Annotated in this window: 14 protein-coding genes; 10 read left to right on the forward strand and 4 right to left on the reverse strand. The window is 59.9% G+C overall.

Annotated features, from left to right (window positions below; all coding sequences use genetic code 11):
• Positions 1-92: 92 nt before the first annotated feature.
• The 3 genes from AC4HNJ_RS05080 to AC4HNJ_RS05090 all read right to left on the reverse strand — a co-directional run bounded on the left by AC4HNJ_RS05080 (position 93) and on the right by AC4HNJ_RS05090 (position 2,817).
• A complete protein-coding gene (locus AC4HNJ_RS05080; protein ID WP_490478440.1) occupies positions 93-1,175 on the reverse strand; it encodes a mevalonate kinase family protein in 1,083 nt (360 codons plus the stop codon).
• Positions 1,175-2,203, reverse strand: a complete 1,029-nt coding sequence (mvaD, locus tag AC4HNJ_RS05085; RefSeq protein ID WP_490478441.1) for a diphosphomevalonate decarboxylase — start codon at positions 2,201-2,203, stop codon at positions 1,175-1,177. Before mvaD ends, AC4HNJ_RS05080 begins: the two co-directional genes overlap by 1 nt.
• A 62-nt stretch (positions 2,204-2,265) precedes the next feature.
• Complete coding sequence (locus tag AC4HNJ_RS05090) at positions 2,266-2,817, reverse strand: DUF2147 domain-containing protein (RefSeq protein ID WP_490478442.1); 552 nt, start codon at positions 2,815-2,817, stop codon at positions 2,266-2,268.
• Between the two features lie 82 nt (positions 2,818-2,899).
• On the opposite strand from AC4HNJ_RS05090, the gene hpnI reads away from it, so the two are divergent.
• From hpnI to AC4HNJ_RS05115, 5 genes are all read left to right on the forward strand, one after another.
• Positions 2,900-4,051 (forward strand): bacteriohopanetetrol glucosamine biosynthesis glycosyltransferase HpnI, encoded by a 1,152-nt coding sequence (hpnI, locus tag AC4HNJ_RS05095; RefSeq protein WP_490478443.1) that lies wholly within the window; start codon positions 2,900-2,902, stop codon positions 4,049-4,051.
• Between the two features lie 78 nt (positions 4,052-4,129).
• Complete coding sequence (gene hpnJ / locus AC4HNJ_RS05100) at positions 4,130-5,557, forward strand: hopanoid biosynthesis associated radical SAM protein HpnJ (protein WP_490478444.1); 1,428 nt, start codon at positions 4,130-4,132, stop codon at positions 5,555-5,557.
• A 185-nt stretch (positions 5,558-5,742) separates the two neighbouring features.
• On the forward strand, positions 5,743-6,591 hold the full coding sequence (hpnK, locus tag AC4HNJ_RS05105; RefSeq protein ID WP_490478445.1) for a hopanoid biosynthesis-associated protein HpnK: 849 nt from the start codon (positions 5,743-5,745) through the stop codon (positions 6,589-6,591).
• Positions 6,588-7,610, forward strand: a complete 1,023-nt coding sequence (locus AC4HNJ_RS05110) for a lysylphosphatidylglycerol synthase domain-containing protein (protein WP_490478446.1) — start codon at positions 6,588-6,590, stop codon at positions 7,608-7,610. The genes hpnK and AC4HNJ_RS05110 overlap by 4 nt, the downstream gene beginning before the upstream one ends.
• Before the next feature lie 13 nt (positions 7,611-7,623).
• Positions 7,624-8,634 (forward strand): ferritin-like domain-containing protein, encoded by a 1,011-nt coding sequence (locus AC4HNJ_RS05115; RefSeq protein ID WP_490478447.1) that lies wholly within the window; start codon positions 7,624-7,626, stop codon positions 8,632-8,634.
• Between the two features lie 88 nt (positions 8,635-8,722).
• Here AC4HNJ_RS05115 and hpnA read toward each other — a convergent pair whose 3' ends face one another.
• Positions 8,723-9,706, reverse strand: a complete 984-nt coding sequence (gene hpnA, locus AC4HNJ_RS05120) for a hopanoid-associated sugar epimerase (protein ID WP_490478448.1) — start codon at positions 9,704-9,706, stop codon at positions 8,723-8,725.
• 266 nt (positions 9,707-9,972) lie between these two features.
• On the opposite strand from hpnA, the gene AC4HNJ_RS05125 reads away from it, so the two are divergent.
• The 5 genes from AC4HNJ_RS05125 (at position 9,973) to AC4HNJ_RS05145 (ending at position 16,119) form a co-directional block, all read left to right on the forward strand.
• Positions 9,973-11,142 (forward strand): phytoene/squalene synthase family protein, encoded by a 1,170-nt coding sequence (locus AC4HNJ_RS05125; protein WP_490478449.1) that lies wholly within the window; start codon positions 9,973-9,975, stop codon positions 11,140-11,142.
• Positions 11,139-13,124, forward strand: a complete 1,986-nt coding sequence (shc, locus tag AC4HNJ_RS05130) for a squalene--hopene cyclase (protein ID WP_490478450.1) — start codon at positions 11,139-11,141, stop codon at positions 13,122-13,124. Before AC4HNJ_RS05125 ends, shc begins: the two co-directional genes overlap by 4 nt.
• A complete protein-coding gene (locus tag AC4HNJ_RS05135) occupies positions 13,121-13,858 on the forward strand; it encodes a phosphorylase family protein (RefSeq protein ID WP_490478451.1) in 738 nt (245 codons plus the stop codon). Before shc ends, AC4HNJ_RS05135 begins: the two co-directional genes overlap by 4 nt.
• A gap of 51 nt (positions 13,859-13,909) precedes the next feature.
• Positions 13,910-14,278: a copper resistance CopC family protein gene (locus AC4HNJ_RS05140; RefSeq protein ID WP_490478452.1), complete on the forward strand. Its 369-nt coding sequence runs from the start codon at positions 13,910-13,912 to the stop codon at positions 14,276-14,278.
• Positions 14,279-14,463: 185 nt separating this feature from the next.
• The gene (locus AC4HNJ_RS05145; RefSeq protein ID WP_490478453.1) at positions 14,464-16,119 is read left to right on the forward strand and encodes a copper resistance D family protein; all 1,656 of its coding nucleotides are present in this window, start codon (positions 14,464-14,466) and stop codon (positions 16,117-16,119) included.
• Positions 16,120-16,131 lie beyond the last annotated feature (12 nt).

The following is a 16,131-nucleotide window of genomic DNA, read 5'->3' on the forward strand; positions in this document are numbered from 1 at the left end:
ATGGGTCATTTGTCACGCACCCCGGCGCCATGAGCCGGATAACGGCATGCTGGCCATGACATTCAAGAAGGTTTGCGATCACGTCAAAATCCTTAGCGGGGGAGATTTCGCGTCTGGCGCATATGGCAGCTGACACCCTGAGAATCAAGCCTCAAGGGCACGACATGCATGCCGGCCGAAACAATGGCGCGTTCAAATGTCGCCAACCTTTCCGCATCCTCGGCGAAAACTACGCCGAAGTCGCCGCCCGCGCCGCAGGGCTTATAACTGACATCTTCGCGCGAAGCCATCACAGCGAGCTGTTTTTGTGCGGCAGAGTAGATTTCCAGACCACACGCAGCACCAAATCGCTGCAGCCCCATAGCATAATCCCTCGTAAGCTCAATGAAAGATTGCATCTGACGCAGCTTGAGCGCATCGATGGCAGCAGAAGAAATGGCGCTGAGCTCGGCCATAAGCGCGATGTAATCAACCGGGTTTGCCTCCCTCCATTGCGCCAGGCGTTGAAGTGCGTCACCCGTGGATACGGACTGCCCCGACCAGACGAATAGGCAAGGCATGCCTTCCGCAGAGAGCGGTTCATACACTGGCAAGCGATTGGCACCGACCAGTTGATAAGTGATCAACCCTCCGGCCACGCTGGCTGCCACGTCCACGCCACTGCCACGGCCACCTTGCCAGTCACCATGCATGCGCAGCAAGCGCCGCATCCATTGCCCACGGTCCGACATAACGTCCGCATGGCCAGCCATGCTCGCGAAAGCAGACGCAAGCGCCACCGTCAATGCCGCGCTGGAGCCCAGACCCAATTTGGCCCGCACATCACCATCGACGTGAAAAAAGCCCGATGTATCCAAATGGAGGTCGAAGCCTTCGCCAGATTCCGGCGCCAAGCCTTCTCGCACCAGCCCCCGCCACACGTGATCGACCAGCGTCAGCTTGGCCTCGACCGCCTTGTCGCACTGCCAATGCCATTGACCCTCGCGATCGACGAACGCTCGCGCGCGGTCGATATGCAAATCCGGAGCGTAAACCATGCATACGCCATCATGACGGGGAACGATGTGCACCTCCGCACGCCGGTCCACTGCCAGCACCAAGGCCGGCGCGCCCTCCAATACGGCGTAGTCGCCCAGCAAAACCAATTTGCCGGGTGCACTTGCAACCCGTTCCATTACGCCTCCACCAAGTCAGCGGCGATGGAACGGGCACCTTCACCTAATCCGGTGTCCAGCACTTCAAGCACGCCCGGCACGTCACGCAACGCTGCTTTTACCTCTTCCATGGCCGAGGGCGCGCACACTGCCTTCAATTGCGGACCCGCATCGACCGTGAAGAACACCGGCACACCTTGCTGACGCAGAGCGCGCACGCGATGCATGCACTCCACCGTCGCACCGTTCCAATAGAGCAACCCGGGCTGAGCCGCCAATGCCAGCGCATGCATCTTCAAACAGCTGTATTCGGAAATGCGCGCCAGCGCGTCGAAGTCACGCGTTTCAATCGCGGCGCGCGCCACGCTCAAATCTGCTTCCTGTGTATCGATCCAAGCCGTTTGATAGGGCGACGTTTCCGCTGTGCGGCGCATGCCTTCCGTGGAGCCTACCTGCTTGGCAGCCGTAGATGTGATCGCCACCGCAACACGCAAAGGCCACGCGTCCGCATCGAGCAAAGGGCGTGCAACGGAATCTGTACCATCGGCCAATTTGCCATGCGCCCATTCGACGTAACCGCCAAAAAGGGAACGCGCGGCAGAACCCGAACAACGACGCGCCAACACCGACTGCTGCGTGAGGTTCAAATCCAGCCCGAGTGCCCTCGCACCGGCATGCACCAGCGCGGCAAAACCTGAGGCAGACGATGCCAATCCGGCGGCAGTAGGGAAATTATTCAGGCTGACGACCTCAGCACCGTAATCGACGCCCGCCTGTTTGCGCAGGAGATCCAGGCATGCAGTGATGCGCTTGGATTCGGCGTCATGGCTACGACCATTGAGACTGACGCGATCCTCCCTCGCCCCCGGCATGAATCGCACAGCGGTACGCGTCCATAGGCTTTCCAGCGTAATGGAGAGGGAACCAACGACAGGCAGGTTCAAAGCCGTATCGCGCTTGCCCCAATACTTGATCAGGGCGATGTTGGGTTGTGCCTGGGAAGCAGCACGCAATTCACCGGACAGCTCGGTGCGTGGTTCGAGATTCATGATGTCTCGCTGGGAAAGGAAAATTTCAACGACGGGTATCGCTTGGGTCAGCCGGGCGGAATCTACTTGGCGGGCGCGTCCATCACGAAAGGCAACTCGCCAGGAGCCGGTGTTCTCATAGTGACCCGGCTCCACACAGTATTGCCGCCAAACAGGCTGATGCCGATATAACCACGCAGTTGCAGCCGGTTCGGGCCAAGCATCCGAACCAAACAATTATAGGTGCGTCCGTTGTCCGCGTTGTAGATACGGCCATCTTTCCATTTATGGCTCTCGGGATCGAACCTCAGTCCGGTCAGCAAGCGCAGGCCTGTCAATGGCCGGGAGCGAAGTGCTGGATTGGGATTGTTGCGATCGGTGACGATTTTGCCATTGAGCTGCGGACCGTCCTCCGGACCGTAGGTGTCGTGCAGCTGCCATAGAATATAGCCCTGGTACTCCCCCCCTACCTTCTCGATACGGATCACCGCGTCGCGACTCTTGACCAGCCAGTCGCCCACGATCGACGAAGACTGGGGCACATAGGCCTCTCCCGCCATGGCGTACCCGCTATACAGCATCAAAAGAACCCACGCACATAGCCACACATCACGCCAACGGCGGACATTTTTCATCGCAAGCCCTCTTGCGCAGCGTCAACCCGGGCCATATATCCGTCCGTTTCGTGTCGGCGATTTGTCGGTAGCATAAACACCTATGTTCTCTAGCTGGCTGGTCGACACCCTTATCCATATCCTGGGCACCGCGCTTGTTTTCGCTGCCGCAGGCTATGCCTGCGTAGCGCTGTGGGCTGTGATGACAGGGGCCCGAAAGACCTCGGCGCCCGACGCCACCGGCGAACCGTGCCCCGCGAGCATACTCAAGCCGCTGCATGGCGCCGAACCGCGACTGTACGAAAACCTGCGCAGCTTCTGCCTGCAAACGCATCCGGCATATCAGTTGGTGTTCGGCGTGCGCGAACCGGATGATCCAACCGTTGCCGTGGTCGAGCGCCTGCGCAAGGAGTTCCCACAACAGTCCATCGCACTAGCCGTCAACCCGCGTGTGCACGGCGCCAATTTCAAAGTCAGCAACCTCATCAACATGCTGCCCTATGCGCAACATGACCTGTTGGTGCTGGCTGACGCCGATATTCACGTCAGGCCGGATTATCTCACGCGCGTCACGGCGCCGCTGGCTGACGCTGGCGTAGGCATCGTCACCTGCCTTTATTACGGCATTCCCGGGGCCTCGTTCTGGTCTCGGCTTGGACGTCTATTCATCGACGACTGGTTCGCCCCCTCGGTGAAGCTTTCCCACGCTTTCGGCTCAACCCGCTTTGCGTTTGGCTCCACCATCGCGCTCCGTCGCGACGCGTTGCAGGCCATCGGTGGTCTCGAAGTCCTGCGCGATGTGCTCGCTGATGATTTCTGGCTGGGCGAACTGACCCGCCGTGCCGGCTTGCGCACCGTGCTCTCGGATGTCGTGGTCGGCACCGAGGTCGGCGAAAGCACCCTGAAAGATTTGTGGGCGCATGAATTGCGCTGGCTGCGCACCATACGCTCGATTGCCCCCGCGGGTTTTGCCATGACTTTTGTCTGTTTTACATCACCCTTATTGCTGCTCGGACTTTGCCTGGCGCCGATGCCGGTCACCGCGGCCCTGGTTTTGCTCGGTGGCGGGGCGCGGGTTTTGCTACACTTTTTACAGCGGCGCATCAGCGATGAAGCCTTCGCCTGGCACGAAGTCCTGTTGATTCCCCTCCGCGACACCTTATTGCTGATGGAATGGGCAACTGCCCTGGCCGGTTGGCAGGTAAGATGGCGCGGGCAGGTACTGCACGCACGAGGCGACGGTTCAGCGCCGTAGACCTAGCTTAGTAGGTCATATTTCTGAACGATCTGCTGTCCCTGGGCATAGATGAAGCCCCCGCAGGAGTCACCCGTAATGAAAACGCTTTTTCTGCAAGCTCCTTCCTTCGATGGCTTTGATGGCGGCGCGGGCTCGCGCTACCAGGCCAAGCGCGAGATCAAGAGCTTCTGGTATCCCACCTGGCTGGCCCAGCCGGCCGCGATGGTCCCCGATTCGCGCGTGCTGGATGCACCGGCCGACGAGATCTCGGTGGAAGACAGCTTGCGTATCGCCGAGCAATACGAGCTGGTGATCATCCACACCAGTACACCTTCGTTCCCCACCGACGCCAAGTTCGCGGAGTTGCTGAAAGCGCGCAAGCCGAACGTACTGGTCGGACTTGTCGGCGCAAAGGTTGCCGTGGATCCCTCCGGCTCATTGACGGCTTCGTCGGCGATCGATTTCGTGGCCCGCGAAGAATTCGACTACACCTGCAAGGAAGTGGCCGAAGGCCGTCCGTTTGAAAGCATCACCGGCATCAGCTATAAGCTGGCCGACGGCACCGTGCAGCACAATCCGCCGCGCGCGATGATCGAAAACATGGACGATCTGCCGTTCGTCGCACCGATCTACAAGCGCGACCTCACCATCAACAACTACTTCATCGGTTACCTCAAGCACCCGTACGTCTCCATCTACACGGGTCGTGGCTGCCGCTCCAAGTGCACCTTCTGCCTGTGGCCGCAGACCGTGGGCGGTCATCGCTACCGCACGCGTTCGGCGGCGAACGTGCTCGCCGAGGCGAAGTGGATCAAAGAGAACATGCCCGAAGTGCGCGAGCTGATGTTCGACGACGACACTTTCACCGACAGCTCCAACATGGAGCGCGTGCATGAAATCGCACGCGGCCTCGGCGCAATGGGCTGGACCTGGTCCTGCAACGCGAAGGCCAACGTGCCGTACGAGTCGCTGAAGATCATGAAGGAAAACGGCCTGCGCCTGCTGCTCGTCGGCTATGAATCGGGTGACGACCAGATCCTGCACAACATCAAGAAGGGTCTGCGTACCGACATCGCCCGCCGTTTCACTGAAGACTGCCGCAAGCTCGGCATCACCGTACATGGCACCTTCATCCTCGGCCTGCCGGGCGAGACCAAGGAAACGATCGAAAAGACGATTCAATACGCCAAGGAAATCAACCCCCACACCGTCCAGGTGTCGTTGGCGGCGCCCTATCCGGGCACTTCGCTGTACAAGCAGGCGGTGGAAAACGGTTGGCTGAAAGAGAACGAAGCCGTCAACCTGGTCAACGACAAGGGTGTGCAGCTCGCCCTGATCAGCTATCCGCATCTCTCGAAGGAAGAAATCTTCCACGGCGTGGAGAAGTTCTACAGAGCTTTCTACTTCCGCCCATCGAAGATCTGGGAAATCGTCAAGGAAATGCTGACCAGCTGGGAAATGATGAAGCGCCGTCTGCGCGAAGGCGTGGAGTTCTTCCGCTTCCTGCGTGCGCACGAAGCGTAACTCGCTTCCTCTCTTGGGCATGAGTCCGCACGCGACATTTCGAAGTGCCCCATTTTCCCGGCCGTCATTCCCGCGAAAGCGGGAATCCATTTTCGCTTTTGCATCAGAGCTAGATGGCTCCCTGCTTTCGCGAAAATGACGGCCGGGCAAGATTGAGCGCCGCGTAGATGCCCATGAATACTCCGATGAATGCCCCTCTTAGACGAGCCACGGCGCAAACGCGCCGGCGGCTGATCGTCACCGCCGATGATTTCGGCTTGCACGAGGCTGTCAACGAAGCCGTTGAACGCGGCTATCGCGAAGGAGTATTGCGTGCCGCCAGCCTGATGGTCGCCGCGCCAGCAGTAGCCGATGCCGTGGCACGCGCAAAGCAAAATCCTAACCTCGCGGTTGGGTTGCATGTGGTACTCGCCGACGGCCGCGCGATGCTGCCACCCGGTCAGATCCCCGACTTGGTCGACGGACAAGGCATATTCGATTCGAACATGGTTCGTAATGGCTTCCGCTTCTTTTTCCTACCTCACGTACGCCGGCAATTGGCCGCTGAAATCCGCGCGCAATTCGAAGCGTTTGCAGCGACTGGGCTCAGGCTCGACCACGTCAACGCGCACAAGCATTTCCACCTGCATCCCACCATCCTGTCGCTGATCCTTTCCATCGGAAAGGAATACGGCCTGCACGCCATCCGTCTTCCGCTGGAACCCGGCATGGGGCCATGGCTTCGCCCTTGGCTGGCCTTGATGCGATGGCGCATGGATAACGAGGGCATCGCCTACAACGATCATGTTTTCGGCATTCGCCATAGCGGCGGCATGGACGAGTCGGTCCTGTTGGATATTCTGCACAAGCTGCCGGATGGGCTGTCGGAGATCTATCTGCATCCGGCTGCGCATGGGCATCTGACCGCAAGCATGGTTGATTATCGGCACGCGGACGAGCTTGCGGCCCTGCTGTCGCCCCGTGTGCGCGACATGATCGTCGAACATTGCCACTTATGCAGCGGCTTCTCCGATGCGAGCGTGGCCGCGGCATGAAGATGAAGCTGTTCAGCTACATCGCCGGTCTGCTGGGCCTGGCTGTCGCCATCGCCCTGGTGGCGCACCAGGGCTGGGCGGAAATCGCCACCGCGATTGACCGCGCCGGTTGGCCGTTGCTATGGCTGCTACCGTTCCATGCGCTGCCGCTACTGCTCGACGTCGCCGGATGGCGCGTGCTGCTCGCGCCGCGCGACCACGATCACCGGGCGACGCTTCCCTTTCTGTTCTGGGTCGCCGCCATCCGCGAAGCGAGCAACCGCCTGCTCCCAGTCGCAAATATCGGCGGCGAGATCATCGGTATCCGCTTGGTGAAATGGCGGGGCATTCCTGGCGCCGCCGTCGCAGCGAGCATCATCATGGAGGTCTTGCTCACACTCGTGAACCAATACCTGTTCACGGCACTGGGCATCATTCTCTTGATCGAACTGACGCGCGATGTCGGTGCGTTCAGCACGGTGATTTTTGCGCTCGCCGCCAGCCTGCCGCTGCCGGTTTTCCTGATCGTCATCCTGCGGCACGGCAAAGTGTTTTCCCGACTGGAAAGCTTTGCGGAAAAGCTGCTCGGCGGCCGCTCGAAATTCACCGGGCTTATCGACGGCTCGAATCTGGACCTTGAAATCCGGGCGCAATACTCGCGTCCATTGCGCCTGATCGCTAGCCTGTGCTGGCAGTTCCTCGGTTACCTGGTCGGCAGTTTTGAGACATGGCTGGCGTTACGCCTGCTGGGCTACCCGATCGGCGTGGGCGACGCGATCGCGATCGAAGCCGTGACCCAGGCCTTGCGACACATCATTTTTGTCGTGCCGGCTGGCCTCGGTGTGCAAGAAGGAGGCCTGGTGTTGTTTGGCGACATCTTGGGACTGCCTCCGGAAGTCAGCGTTGCGCTGTCGCTGGTAAAGCGCATGCGCGAAATAGCCTTCGGCGTGCCGGCATTGATTTCATGGCAATGGGCCGAAACACGCAAGCTGTATGCAGGTTCTTCCGCACGTGTCAGCTCCAGCCAGCCGCCTACTTGAAGAGAATCGAGTGATGACGTTCGAACACGACGCCTTTGATCCCGAAGCCCTGGTGCCTGGTTATCGCGAGCCAGTGCTGCCGCAAGGTGAGCCGGACGCAGCCACTATCGCAGCGTCTGAAGCGCGTACCCGGCATTGGTCGAGCGACCAGCATGGCAAGCGCATCAAATACGGCTCGGACATGCACAAACAGATGATGTGCCGGATGTTTGGGGACACCTTCAACCCCTACCGGCCATCCGTATTGAAATGGCCGACCCTGGATGAGGGTTCCCTGCGCCGCATTACCTCGCTGCCGATCTGGGACATCGCCGTACAGACGGAAGGCAAGGCGCGCCTGCGCATGGCCGCCTATGCGCGCACGATCGTCGATCCGGAGATGCGCAACGCGCTTGCGCAAAATGCCTGGGAGGAAAACCGGCATAAGGAAGTGCTGTCCAAGATGGTACAGCACTACGGCATTCCGCTGGTGCCCGAGCCGCCCTATGAATATCCGAAGGACCCGGAATGGGCCTATCTGGTAACGGGCTACAGTGAATGCATCGACAGCTTCTTTGCTTTCGGCCTGTTCAAGGTGGCGCATGATTCGGGGCTTTTCCCGCCCGAGCTGATCGATACCTTCGAGCCGGTGATGCAGGAGGAATGTCGGCATATCCTGCTCTTCGCCAATTGGGTGGCTTGGCATCGCGCCAACCTCGGGTTGTTCAAGCGCATTGCCTTCGAATGGAAGGTATTCCGCGTGTGGTGGTTCCTGGGCATGGAACGCATGGAGCTGGCCAAGAGCCTGGATGCGGACGGCAACGAGCACACACAGGACAACAACTTCACGGTCACCGGCGCTCAGTCCGTGACGGAGAAAGATCTGAGTGTCGCCGAACTGATGGCATGCTGCCTGCGCGAAAACGATCGCCGTTTCTCCGGCTACGATCAACGCTTGCTGCGTCCGACTACCATGCCTTTCCTGGTGAAATGCGCTTTGCCGATGCTGAAGTTTTTCGAGCGCCGGAAAAAAGCCAAGCACTAAGAGCAGGTATTGGGGGATGAAGAGAGGAGTCGGCGCATATCCCACCCTTCTCTCATTGCTCTCTGCTCATGCACTCTGCAGCATCACCTCAATGATGCTGCAAGGAGTTGAACCATCGCACGGCATCTTCCAGCGCCAACCTTGCGGGGCGCGCCGTATATCCCAATTCACGCTCTGCCTTGGCGCTGGTAAAGAACATGCGCTTTTTCGACATGCGCACTTCTTCCACCGTGGCGATGGGATTCATGCCGGTGAGCCGTGCCCATGCCTCCGCTGCATAGGCAATCGGCATTACCACGGCATGCGGCAATCGCACCTTGGGTGGCGAACGCCCTGCAATGTCGGCGATGTCGGTCAATACGTCTCGCAGGCTCATGTTGAAGCCACCGAGAATGTAGCGCTCGCCGATCACTCCGCGCTCATAGGCCAGCCAATGACCTTCCGCCACATCATCCACGTGCACGATATTGAGCCCGGTATCAACATAAGCCGGAAGACGGCCAGCCATGGCATCGCGCACGATTCGTCCCGTCGGCGTGGGCTTGATGTCATACGGGCCGATCGGCGTCGAAGGATTGACGATGACGACCGGAAGCCCCTCCGCCGCAAATGCCTTGGCCACTTCCTCGGCGAGGAATTTGGAGCGCTTGTAATGGCCGATCATATCGCCGACTGTCACCGGCGTCGTCTCGCTGCCCGGTGTACCGTCCTTGGGAATGCCCAGTGTCGCCACACTGCTGGTGTAAACGATGCGCGGTACACCGACACGCCGCGCGGCATCCAGGATGGCCCGGGTACCCTCCACGTTGGACCGGTAAAGCTCAGCCGGGTCGCGCACCCATAGACGATAATCAGCAGCGATATGAAACAAGGCATCACAACCCTCGCATGCCGGCAGCAGGCTGGCTGGACGAGTGAGATCTCCTTCGACAATCTCGACATCCAGGTCTTGCAAATTCCGACGGTCCGAGCCAGGCCGGGCCAACACACGAACGCTATGGCCATCGCGCAGCAGACGGCGTGCCATGGCCGAACCCACAAAGCCGGTGGCACCGGTCACCAATGCCCTCACAGCGAAAACACCTGAATCATGCCCGTTACACCTGCGGCGGTGGCCTGCGCATTCGAAAAAGCTGGGATTGTCATCGTGCGATTATGGACGAAAATGGAATGCTGCTTCAGCATATTGGAATGCCTACGTCTCCCTGCCCGCCCCAAGCCAGCCGACATACGCGCACCGGACGAGCCTTTTTCCCCAAAGAAAGGTCCACACCGTCACCGCGTTCCGGATTCGTACCCCTATGGGTGTGTCATAATTCCGGCGGTTGAGGCATACCAATGATCGAATTAAATAATGCCACCGCCAGCATCGGCAGCGGGGAGGCCGATACCTACCAGGACGCGATCCTGCCCCAGGTGTCCCGGACTTTTGCGCTGACCATTCCCCAGCTTCCCGAGGAGCTGCGTCGCGCCGTTGCGAATGCGTATCTGCTGTGCCGTATCGCGGACACCATCGAAGACGAGCCAGCACTGTCGGCCGAGCAAAAGCGATCCTTCGAGAACGCGTTTGTCGATGCCGTCACGGGTGACGCCGATCCCCAGGAAGTGGCCGATGAAGTCGCACCGCTGCTTTCCAACGAAACGCTGGAAGCCGAGCGGGATCTGATGCAGCAATTGCCATTGGTGCTGCAAGTCACGCGCAGCCTGTCGTCATCCCAGCAAGCGTCCATCGTGAAATGCCTGCAGATCATGTCGCACGGCATGCACGAATTCCAGCGCAAGGCCGGCGTGCATGGCTTGGCGACGCTGCATGACCTGGATCGCTACTGTTACTGCGTTGCGGGTGTCGTAGGTGAAATGCTCACCGAGCTGTTCGTCGACTTCGAACCGCTGCTCACCCCACACCGCAACACCATGCTGCGTCTTGCCGTCTCGTTCGGCCAGGGGCTGCAGATGGTCAACATCCTCAAGGACCAATGGGAAGACCGCACGCGCGGTGCCTGCTGGTTGCCACAGGATATGTTCGCGCGTCACGGAATCAAACTCGCCACCTTGCAATCGGGCAAGCAAAGCGCCGGATATGCAGCAACGATGTCCGAACTTGTCGGCATCGCCCATGCACATTTGCGCCAGGCGCTCGATTACACGCTGCTGATTCCCACCAAGCATGCAGGCCTTCGCCGTTTCTGTTTATGGGCGATCGGCATGGCTCTGCTCACCCTGCGCAATCTGCAGCAGAACCTCGATTTTTCGGCCGGCACGCAGGTCAAGATTTCACGCAAGGCCGTTGCGCGCACCATTCTGATGACACGTCTGCTGGGCAAATCGGATACCGGCCTGCGCTGGTTGTTCGCCATGACCGCCCGCGGCTTGCCGCTTACGCCGCTGACGGCCGAGTGGAGCGAGCCATCCACACCCGCACGGACCTGGCCAAAACGTTCCATGCCCCACATCACCGACGTTTCGTGGCGCGAAACAGCGGACGTACAGGAAGCACGGCACCGATGAATCCGTCAGCGCCACATCTGGCCACCGCTCCTACCACCGACGATCTTTTCCAGGCCAAGCCCAGGCAAGCTAGCGAACTGGACGAAGCGATCGAGCGTGGCCGCGTTGCTTTGCTGGAGCGCCAGCATCAGGACGGGCACTGGTGCTTCGAACTGGAATCCGACTGCACGATCACCGCCGAATACATCCTGATGATGCATTACATGGATGAAATCGACGACGAGCTGCAGGAAAAAATGGCGCGTTACCTGCGCGCCACACAGGTCAGGGATACGCATGGCGGCTGGCCACAGTACTACGGCGGCGCCATCGACTTGTCATGCACGATAAAGGCGTATTTCGCGCTCAAGGCAGCCGGCGACGATCCGGAAGCTGAGCACATGCGCCTGGCACGCAAGGCCATTCTTGCGCTCGGCGGTGCAGCGAAGGCCAACGTGTTCACACGCATTCTGCTTGCCCTGTTCGAGCAGGTGCCATGGCGCGCGACACCTTATGTGCCGGTGGAAATCATGCTGCTTCCGCGCTGGTTTCCATTCCACATCGACAAGATTTCTTATTGGGCGCGCACCACGCTGGTACCGCTGACAATCCTGTGTTCGCTGAAGGCCAAGGCGGCCAATCCGCGCAAGGTGCATATCCGCGAATTGTTCGTCACGCCTCCCGAGCAGGAACGCCACTACTTCATTCGCGGCGGCTTGCTGAATCGCACCTTCCTGGCCTTGGACAAGATGGGCCGGGTGATCGATCGCTTCATTCCAAAGTCAGTGCGGCAACGCGCGGTGAAAAAAGCCGAAGCGTGGTTCCTCCCGCGCCTCAATGGTGAAGACGGCATCGGCGCGATTTTCCCGCCGATGGTCAACAGCTACGAGGCGATGGCCCTGCTGGGTTATCCCAAGGACCATCCTGCACGACAGACCTGCCTGCGTTCGATCCAGAAGCTGGTGGTGCATCGCGACGATGGCTCGGCTTATTGTCAGCCCTGTGTCTCGCCTATCTGGGATACCGTCTGGAGTGCTCTGACCCTGATGCACACCAGCGACGACCATGACACGCAAGAAGCCATTGCGAAGTCTGTCGACTGGCTTACCTCGAAACAGGAACTGGACTTCAAAGGCGACTGGGCCGTGCGCGCACCGGACACGGCGCCAGGCGGCTGGGCCTTCCAGTACAACAATGCGTACTACCCGGACATCGACGACACCGCTGTCGTCGCTGCGCTGCTGCATATTCAGGACCGCCGCCGCGGGGAATCCGGTCGCCATCGCATCAACACCGATCGCGCGACTGACTGGATGATCGGACTGCAGTCGAAGAACGGCGGTTTCGCCGCCTTCGATGCGGACAACACCTACTACTATCTCAACGCCATTCCCTTTGCCGACCATGGCGCCTTGCTCGATCCGCCGACCGAAGACGTCTCCGGTCGCGTTGCCGCCTGCCTGGGTGTGCTGGCTCGCCCGCAAGATCGCGAAGCGCTGCAGCGTTGCATCGACTATCTGCGCGCCACTCAGCTGGAAGACGGAAGCTGGTGGGGCCGCTGGGGCAGCAACTACATCTATGGCACCTGGAGCGTGCTCTCGGGGCTGGCGCTAGCCGGCGAGGATCCCCGACAGCCGACCACTCGCAAAGCTGTCGAATGGCTGCGCTCGCGCCAGAACGCCGATGGTGGCTGGGGTGAAACCAACGATAGCTATATCGATCCGGGCTTGCGTGGCGCCAACCATGGGGTCAGCACCCCCCAATCCACCGCCTGGGCCGTGCTGGCGCAATTAGCCGTTGGCGAGGTGCATTCGGATTCGGTTCGGCGCGGCATCGCTTTTCTGCTCGCCCAGCAAGAGTGCGGCGGCTTGTGGTACCACCCCTCGCATAACGCGCCCGGCTTTCCACGCGTGTATTACCTGAAGTATCACGGTTACACCGCGTATTTCCCGCTATGGGCATTGGCTCGCTACCGGCAATTGCGGCAAACGGCCACCGCTTGAGCACACCAGCCGCCATTCGCACGACCGGGATCGTCGTGGCGCTGGCATCTGAAGCACGCACGCTTACCCGCCAGCGCGCAAAACCGGGATGCATGACCACGCTCGACGATGGTGCAGCACTCTGGCTAAGCGGCATGGGGCCTGCTGCTGCCTGCCGTGCCGCCGAGGCATTGGTTGCCAGTGGCGCTTCGGCCTTAGCTGTATTCGGCGTCGCAGGAGCACTGAGCGAGACGCTGCGCAGTGGCGTTCTGTTCTGCCCGGAATACGTCGTTGATGAACATGGCGCCCAGCACGCCACCGATGTCCTATGGCGCTCACGGCTACAGGACACTTTGGCAGCGTCCGCAATACCGATCGTTTGGACGGGTGCCTTATTGAGCGTTACAGAACCGCTCCTTACACCGACCGCCAAACGGTCCGCCCATGCACGGCATGCAGCACTGGCCGTCGATATGGAAAGTGCTGCCGTCGCCTCTGTCGCTGCCGAATACAAGCTGCCGTTTGTCGTGCTGCGCACGATCGTCGATGAAACCGAAGATGCTATTCCGACGGCATTGAATGACAGTGTCGACGCATGGGGCAGTCCTCGCCCGCTCAACCTGATGGCCGCACTTTGCCGTCATCCATCACTACTCGGTGAGCTACCCCGACTATACTCACGCATGCAACGCGCCACGCAGGCTTTACGAGCTGTCGCCAAAGCGACAGGGCCGACCCTGGGTTGGCATCGTTAGTGATCGAATTGCCGTAACCGCGGCTGCGCTTTCGTCTCGGAGAACATCGCAATGTCCCTGCGTCGTCGTTTCGGAATCCTGCTGATTGCCGCAACCTGCGCTCTGGTCAGCGTAGGCGCAGCGGCCCATGCCATCCTCATCCATAGCTCGCCGAGCCCAAACGGAACGGTGATAGCCGGTCACGTAGCAATCGTTCTTACCTATAACAGCAAGGTCGATCAGCATCGTTCCCGTCTGAGCTTGGTCAAGCCCGACAAGAGCGAGACGGTGCTCGCTATCGCACCGCGCAGCAAGAGCAACGAACTGGACACCAGCGCCGATCTCTCGCCTGGCGCTTATACGCTGCGTTGGCAAGCCCTAGCGCTCGACGGTCACATCACGCGCGGTGACCTGACATTTACCGTGCTCCCTACGAAGTAATCGATTCTTTAGGATTCGTTTCATACGGTCGCTGCGATATCTCTATCGGCGTGCCGTCATTGCTGTCTCCACGGGCGTTTTCCCAGTGGGAGCAAAGCGATCAAGCGATGGATGACCGGTGCGCAATGCTCATTGGAATGAATGCCCGGGCCTGAAACCAGATGCCTTTTCCCTGAGTGCCTCTCATGGAACTTCTCGTCAACCTCTTCGGCTATCTCAGCATCATCCTGCACGGCTTCACTATCGTCGCGCAGTCGATGACGCTTGGCGGCGTCCTGTTTCTGATTTTTCTTTTGCGCCCGTTCGCACCTCTGCTCGTGCAAGGAGCGGACCTGGTTCGGCGAGTCACTCGACTTACCATCTATAGCGCGATAGCTCTCATTCTCGTGGAGTTCGCAGGCGTCGGATTACAAGTAGCCGTACTGATGTCTACGGTAGGTCTTAGCTTTTCCGATGTCATGCAAGCGCCCTTCGCCATGGCCGGCACGATCAAGATGCTTTGCGCACTGGCATTAATTCCAGCCCTTGGCAAACGCGCGGCATCCAGCCGGTTGTCCGCTGCACTGCCACTGTTGCTCGGCGCCGCCGAACTCACTGCCGCCACCTTCACCACACATGCGTATGCACGACTCAGCGATAACACGCTGCTCTTGTTTGTCGAAGGCTTGCATCAGTTCGGCGCTGCGATCTGGATCGGTGCGATTCCCTGTTTTGTGCTCGTATTGGGTCGACTGCATGAGGCCAATGGCTGGCGCGTCGTCGGCGCGCGTTTCTCGCGCATGTCGATGATCGGCGTTGCCAGCATCGTCATCTCCGGCGCGATCATGTCGGTGTTTTACATCGGCAGTCTGCAAGGTTTTTACGGCACGGCCTACGGCGTGATGGTGAGCGCCAAGATCGCCATGTTCATCGCGCTGCTCTTGTTAGGCTTGGGCAACTTGCTCGTTACCGAACGCCTGCGTAAGAACCAGGATGCGCCGGTGATTCGCCTGCGCCGTTTTGCGGAAGTCGAAATCGGGATCGGCTTTACGATTTTTTTTGCCGCGGCATCCCTGACTTCGGTACCGCCCGCCATCGACCTCACCACCGACCGGGTCACCTTGCACGAAATCGCCGCGCGCAATGCACCCGCGTGGCCACGTCTTACCTCACCCGATCACCATCAACTAGCCATCTCGCAACTGCAATCGCAGCTGGATCGCGAAGCAGCGCAGCGTCATCAAGCCTCTGCACAGGCCAACGTACCCGGTTCGGACGCGCTGCCTCCACGCAACGCTGAAGACATCGCATGGTCGGAATACAACCATCACTGGGCCGGCATCTTCGTAGTGCTCATCGGCATGCTCGCACTGATCAATCGGGCTGGCGTGCGGTGGCTCAGGCATTGGCCGCTATTGTTCTTGTTGATGGCAGGATTCCTGCTGGTCCGCTCGGATCCGGAAGTATGGCCGTTGGGACGGGAAGGATTCTGGGTAGCGTGGCGTGACGTGGAAGTCGCCCAACACCGCTTCTTCGTACTCCTGATCATTCTATTCGGCTTGTTTGAGTGGGCGGTACGCACGAATCGGCTGCGCAGTCCCAAAGCAGCGTTGGTGTTTCCATTGCTGGTATCGATAGGCGGCGCCATGCTGCTGACACACAACCATCAGATTTCCAACGTCAAGGATCAGCTGTTGATCGAGCTGACGCATACGCCGTTGGCGCTGGCCGGCGTTGCTGCGGGCTGGTCGCGCTGGCTCGAACTGCGCCTGCCCGAGCGTGGCGGACGCATCGCCGGCTGGGTTTGGCCGGTGTGCTTCATGCTGGTCGGTGTGATCCTGCTCTGGTATCGCGAAGCGTAGCAACCAGGGCTG

This window comes from Dyella sp. SYSU CM1112 (assembly GCF_058216415.1).

Excerpts from the sequence above, each read along its gene's own strand:
- AC4HNJ_RS05145 (WP_490478453.1), top strand. The coding sequence starts at position 14,464 with ATGGAACTTCTCGTCAACCTCTTCGGCTATCTCAGCATCATCCTGCAC.
- AC4HNJ_RS05110 (WP_490478446.1), top strand. The coding sequence starts at position 6,588 with ATGAAGATGAAGCTGTTCAGCTACATCGCCGGTCTGCTGGGCCTGGCT.
- shc (WP_490478450.1), top strand. The coding sequence starts at position 11,139 with ATGAATCCGTCAGCGCCACATCTGGCCACCGCTCCTACCACCGACGAT.
- AC4HNJ_RS05080 (WP_490478440.1), bottom strand. The coding sequence starts at position 1,175 with ATGGAACGGGTTGCAAGTGCACCCGGCAAATTGGTTTTGCTGGGCGAC.
- AC4HNJ_RS05115 (WP_490478447.1), top strand. The coding sequence starts at position 7,624 with ATGACGTTCGAACACGACGCCTTTGATCCCGAAGCCCTGGTGCCTGGT.
- AC4HNJ_RS05125 (WP_490478449.1), top strand. The coding sequence starts at position 9,973 with ATGATCGAATTAAATAATGCCACCGCCAGCATCGGCAGCGGGGAGGCC.
- hpnK (WP_490478445.1), top strand. The coding sequence starts at position 5,743 with ATGAATGCCCCTCTTAGACGAGCCACGGCGCAAACGCGCCGGCGGCTG.
- mvaD (WP_490478441.1), bottom strand. The coding sequence starts at position 2,203 with ATGAATCTCGAACCACGCACCGAGCTGTCCGGTGAATTGCGTGCTGCT.
- AC4HNJ_RS05140 (WP_490478452.1), top strand. The coding sequence starts at position 13,910 with ATGTCCCTGCGTCGTCGTTTCGGAATCCTGCTGATTGCCGCAACCTGC.
- hpnJ (WP_490478444.1), top strand. The coding sequence starts at position 4,130 with ATGAAAACGCTTTTTCTGCAAGCTCCTTCCTTCGATGGCTTTGATGGC.
- hpnI (WP_490478443.1), top strand. The coding sequence starts at position 2,900 with ATGTTCTCTAGCTGGCTGGTCGACACCCTTATCCATATCCTGGGCACC.
- AC4HNJ_RS05090 (WP_490478442.1), bottom strand. The coding sequence starts at position 2,817 with ATGAAAAATGTCCGCCGTTGGCGTGATGTGTGGCTATGTGCGTGGGTT.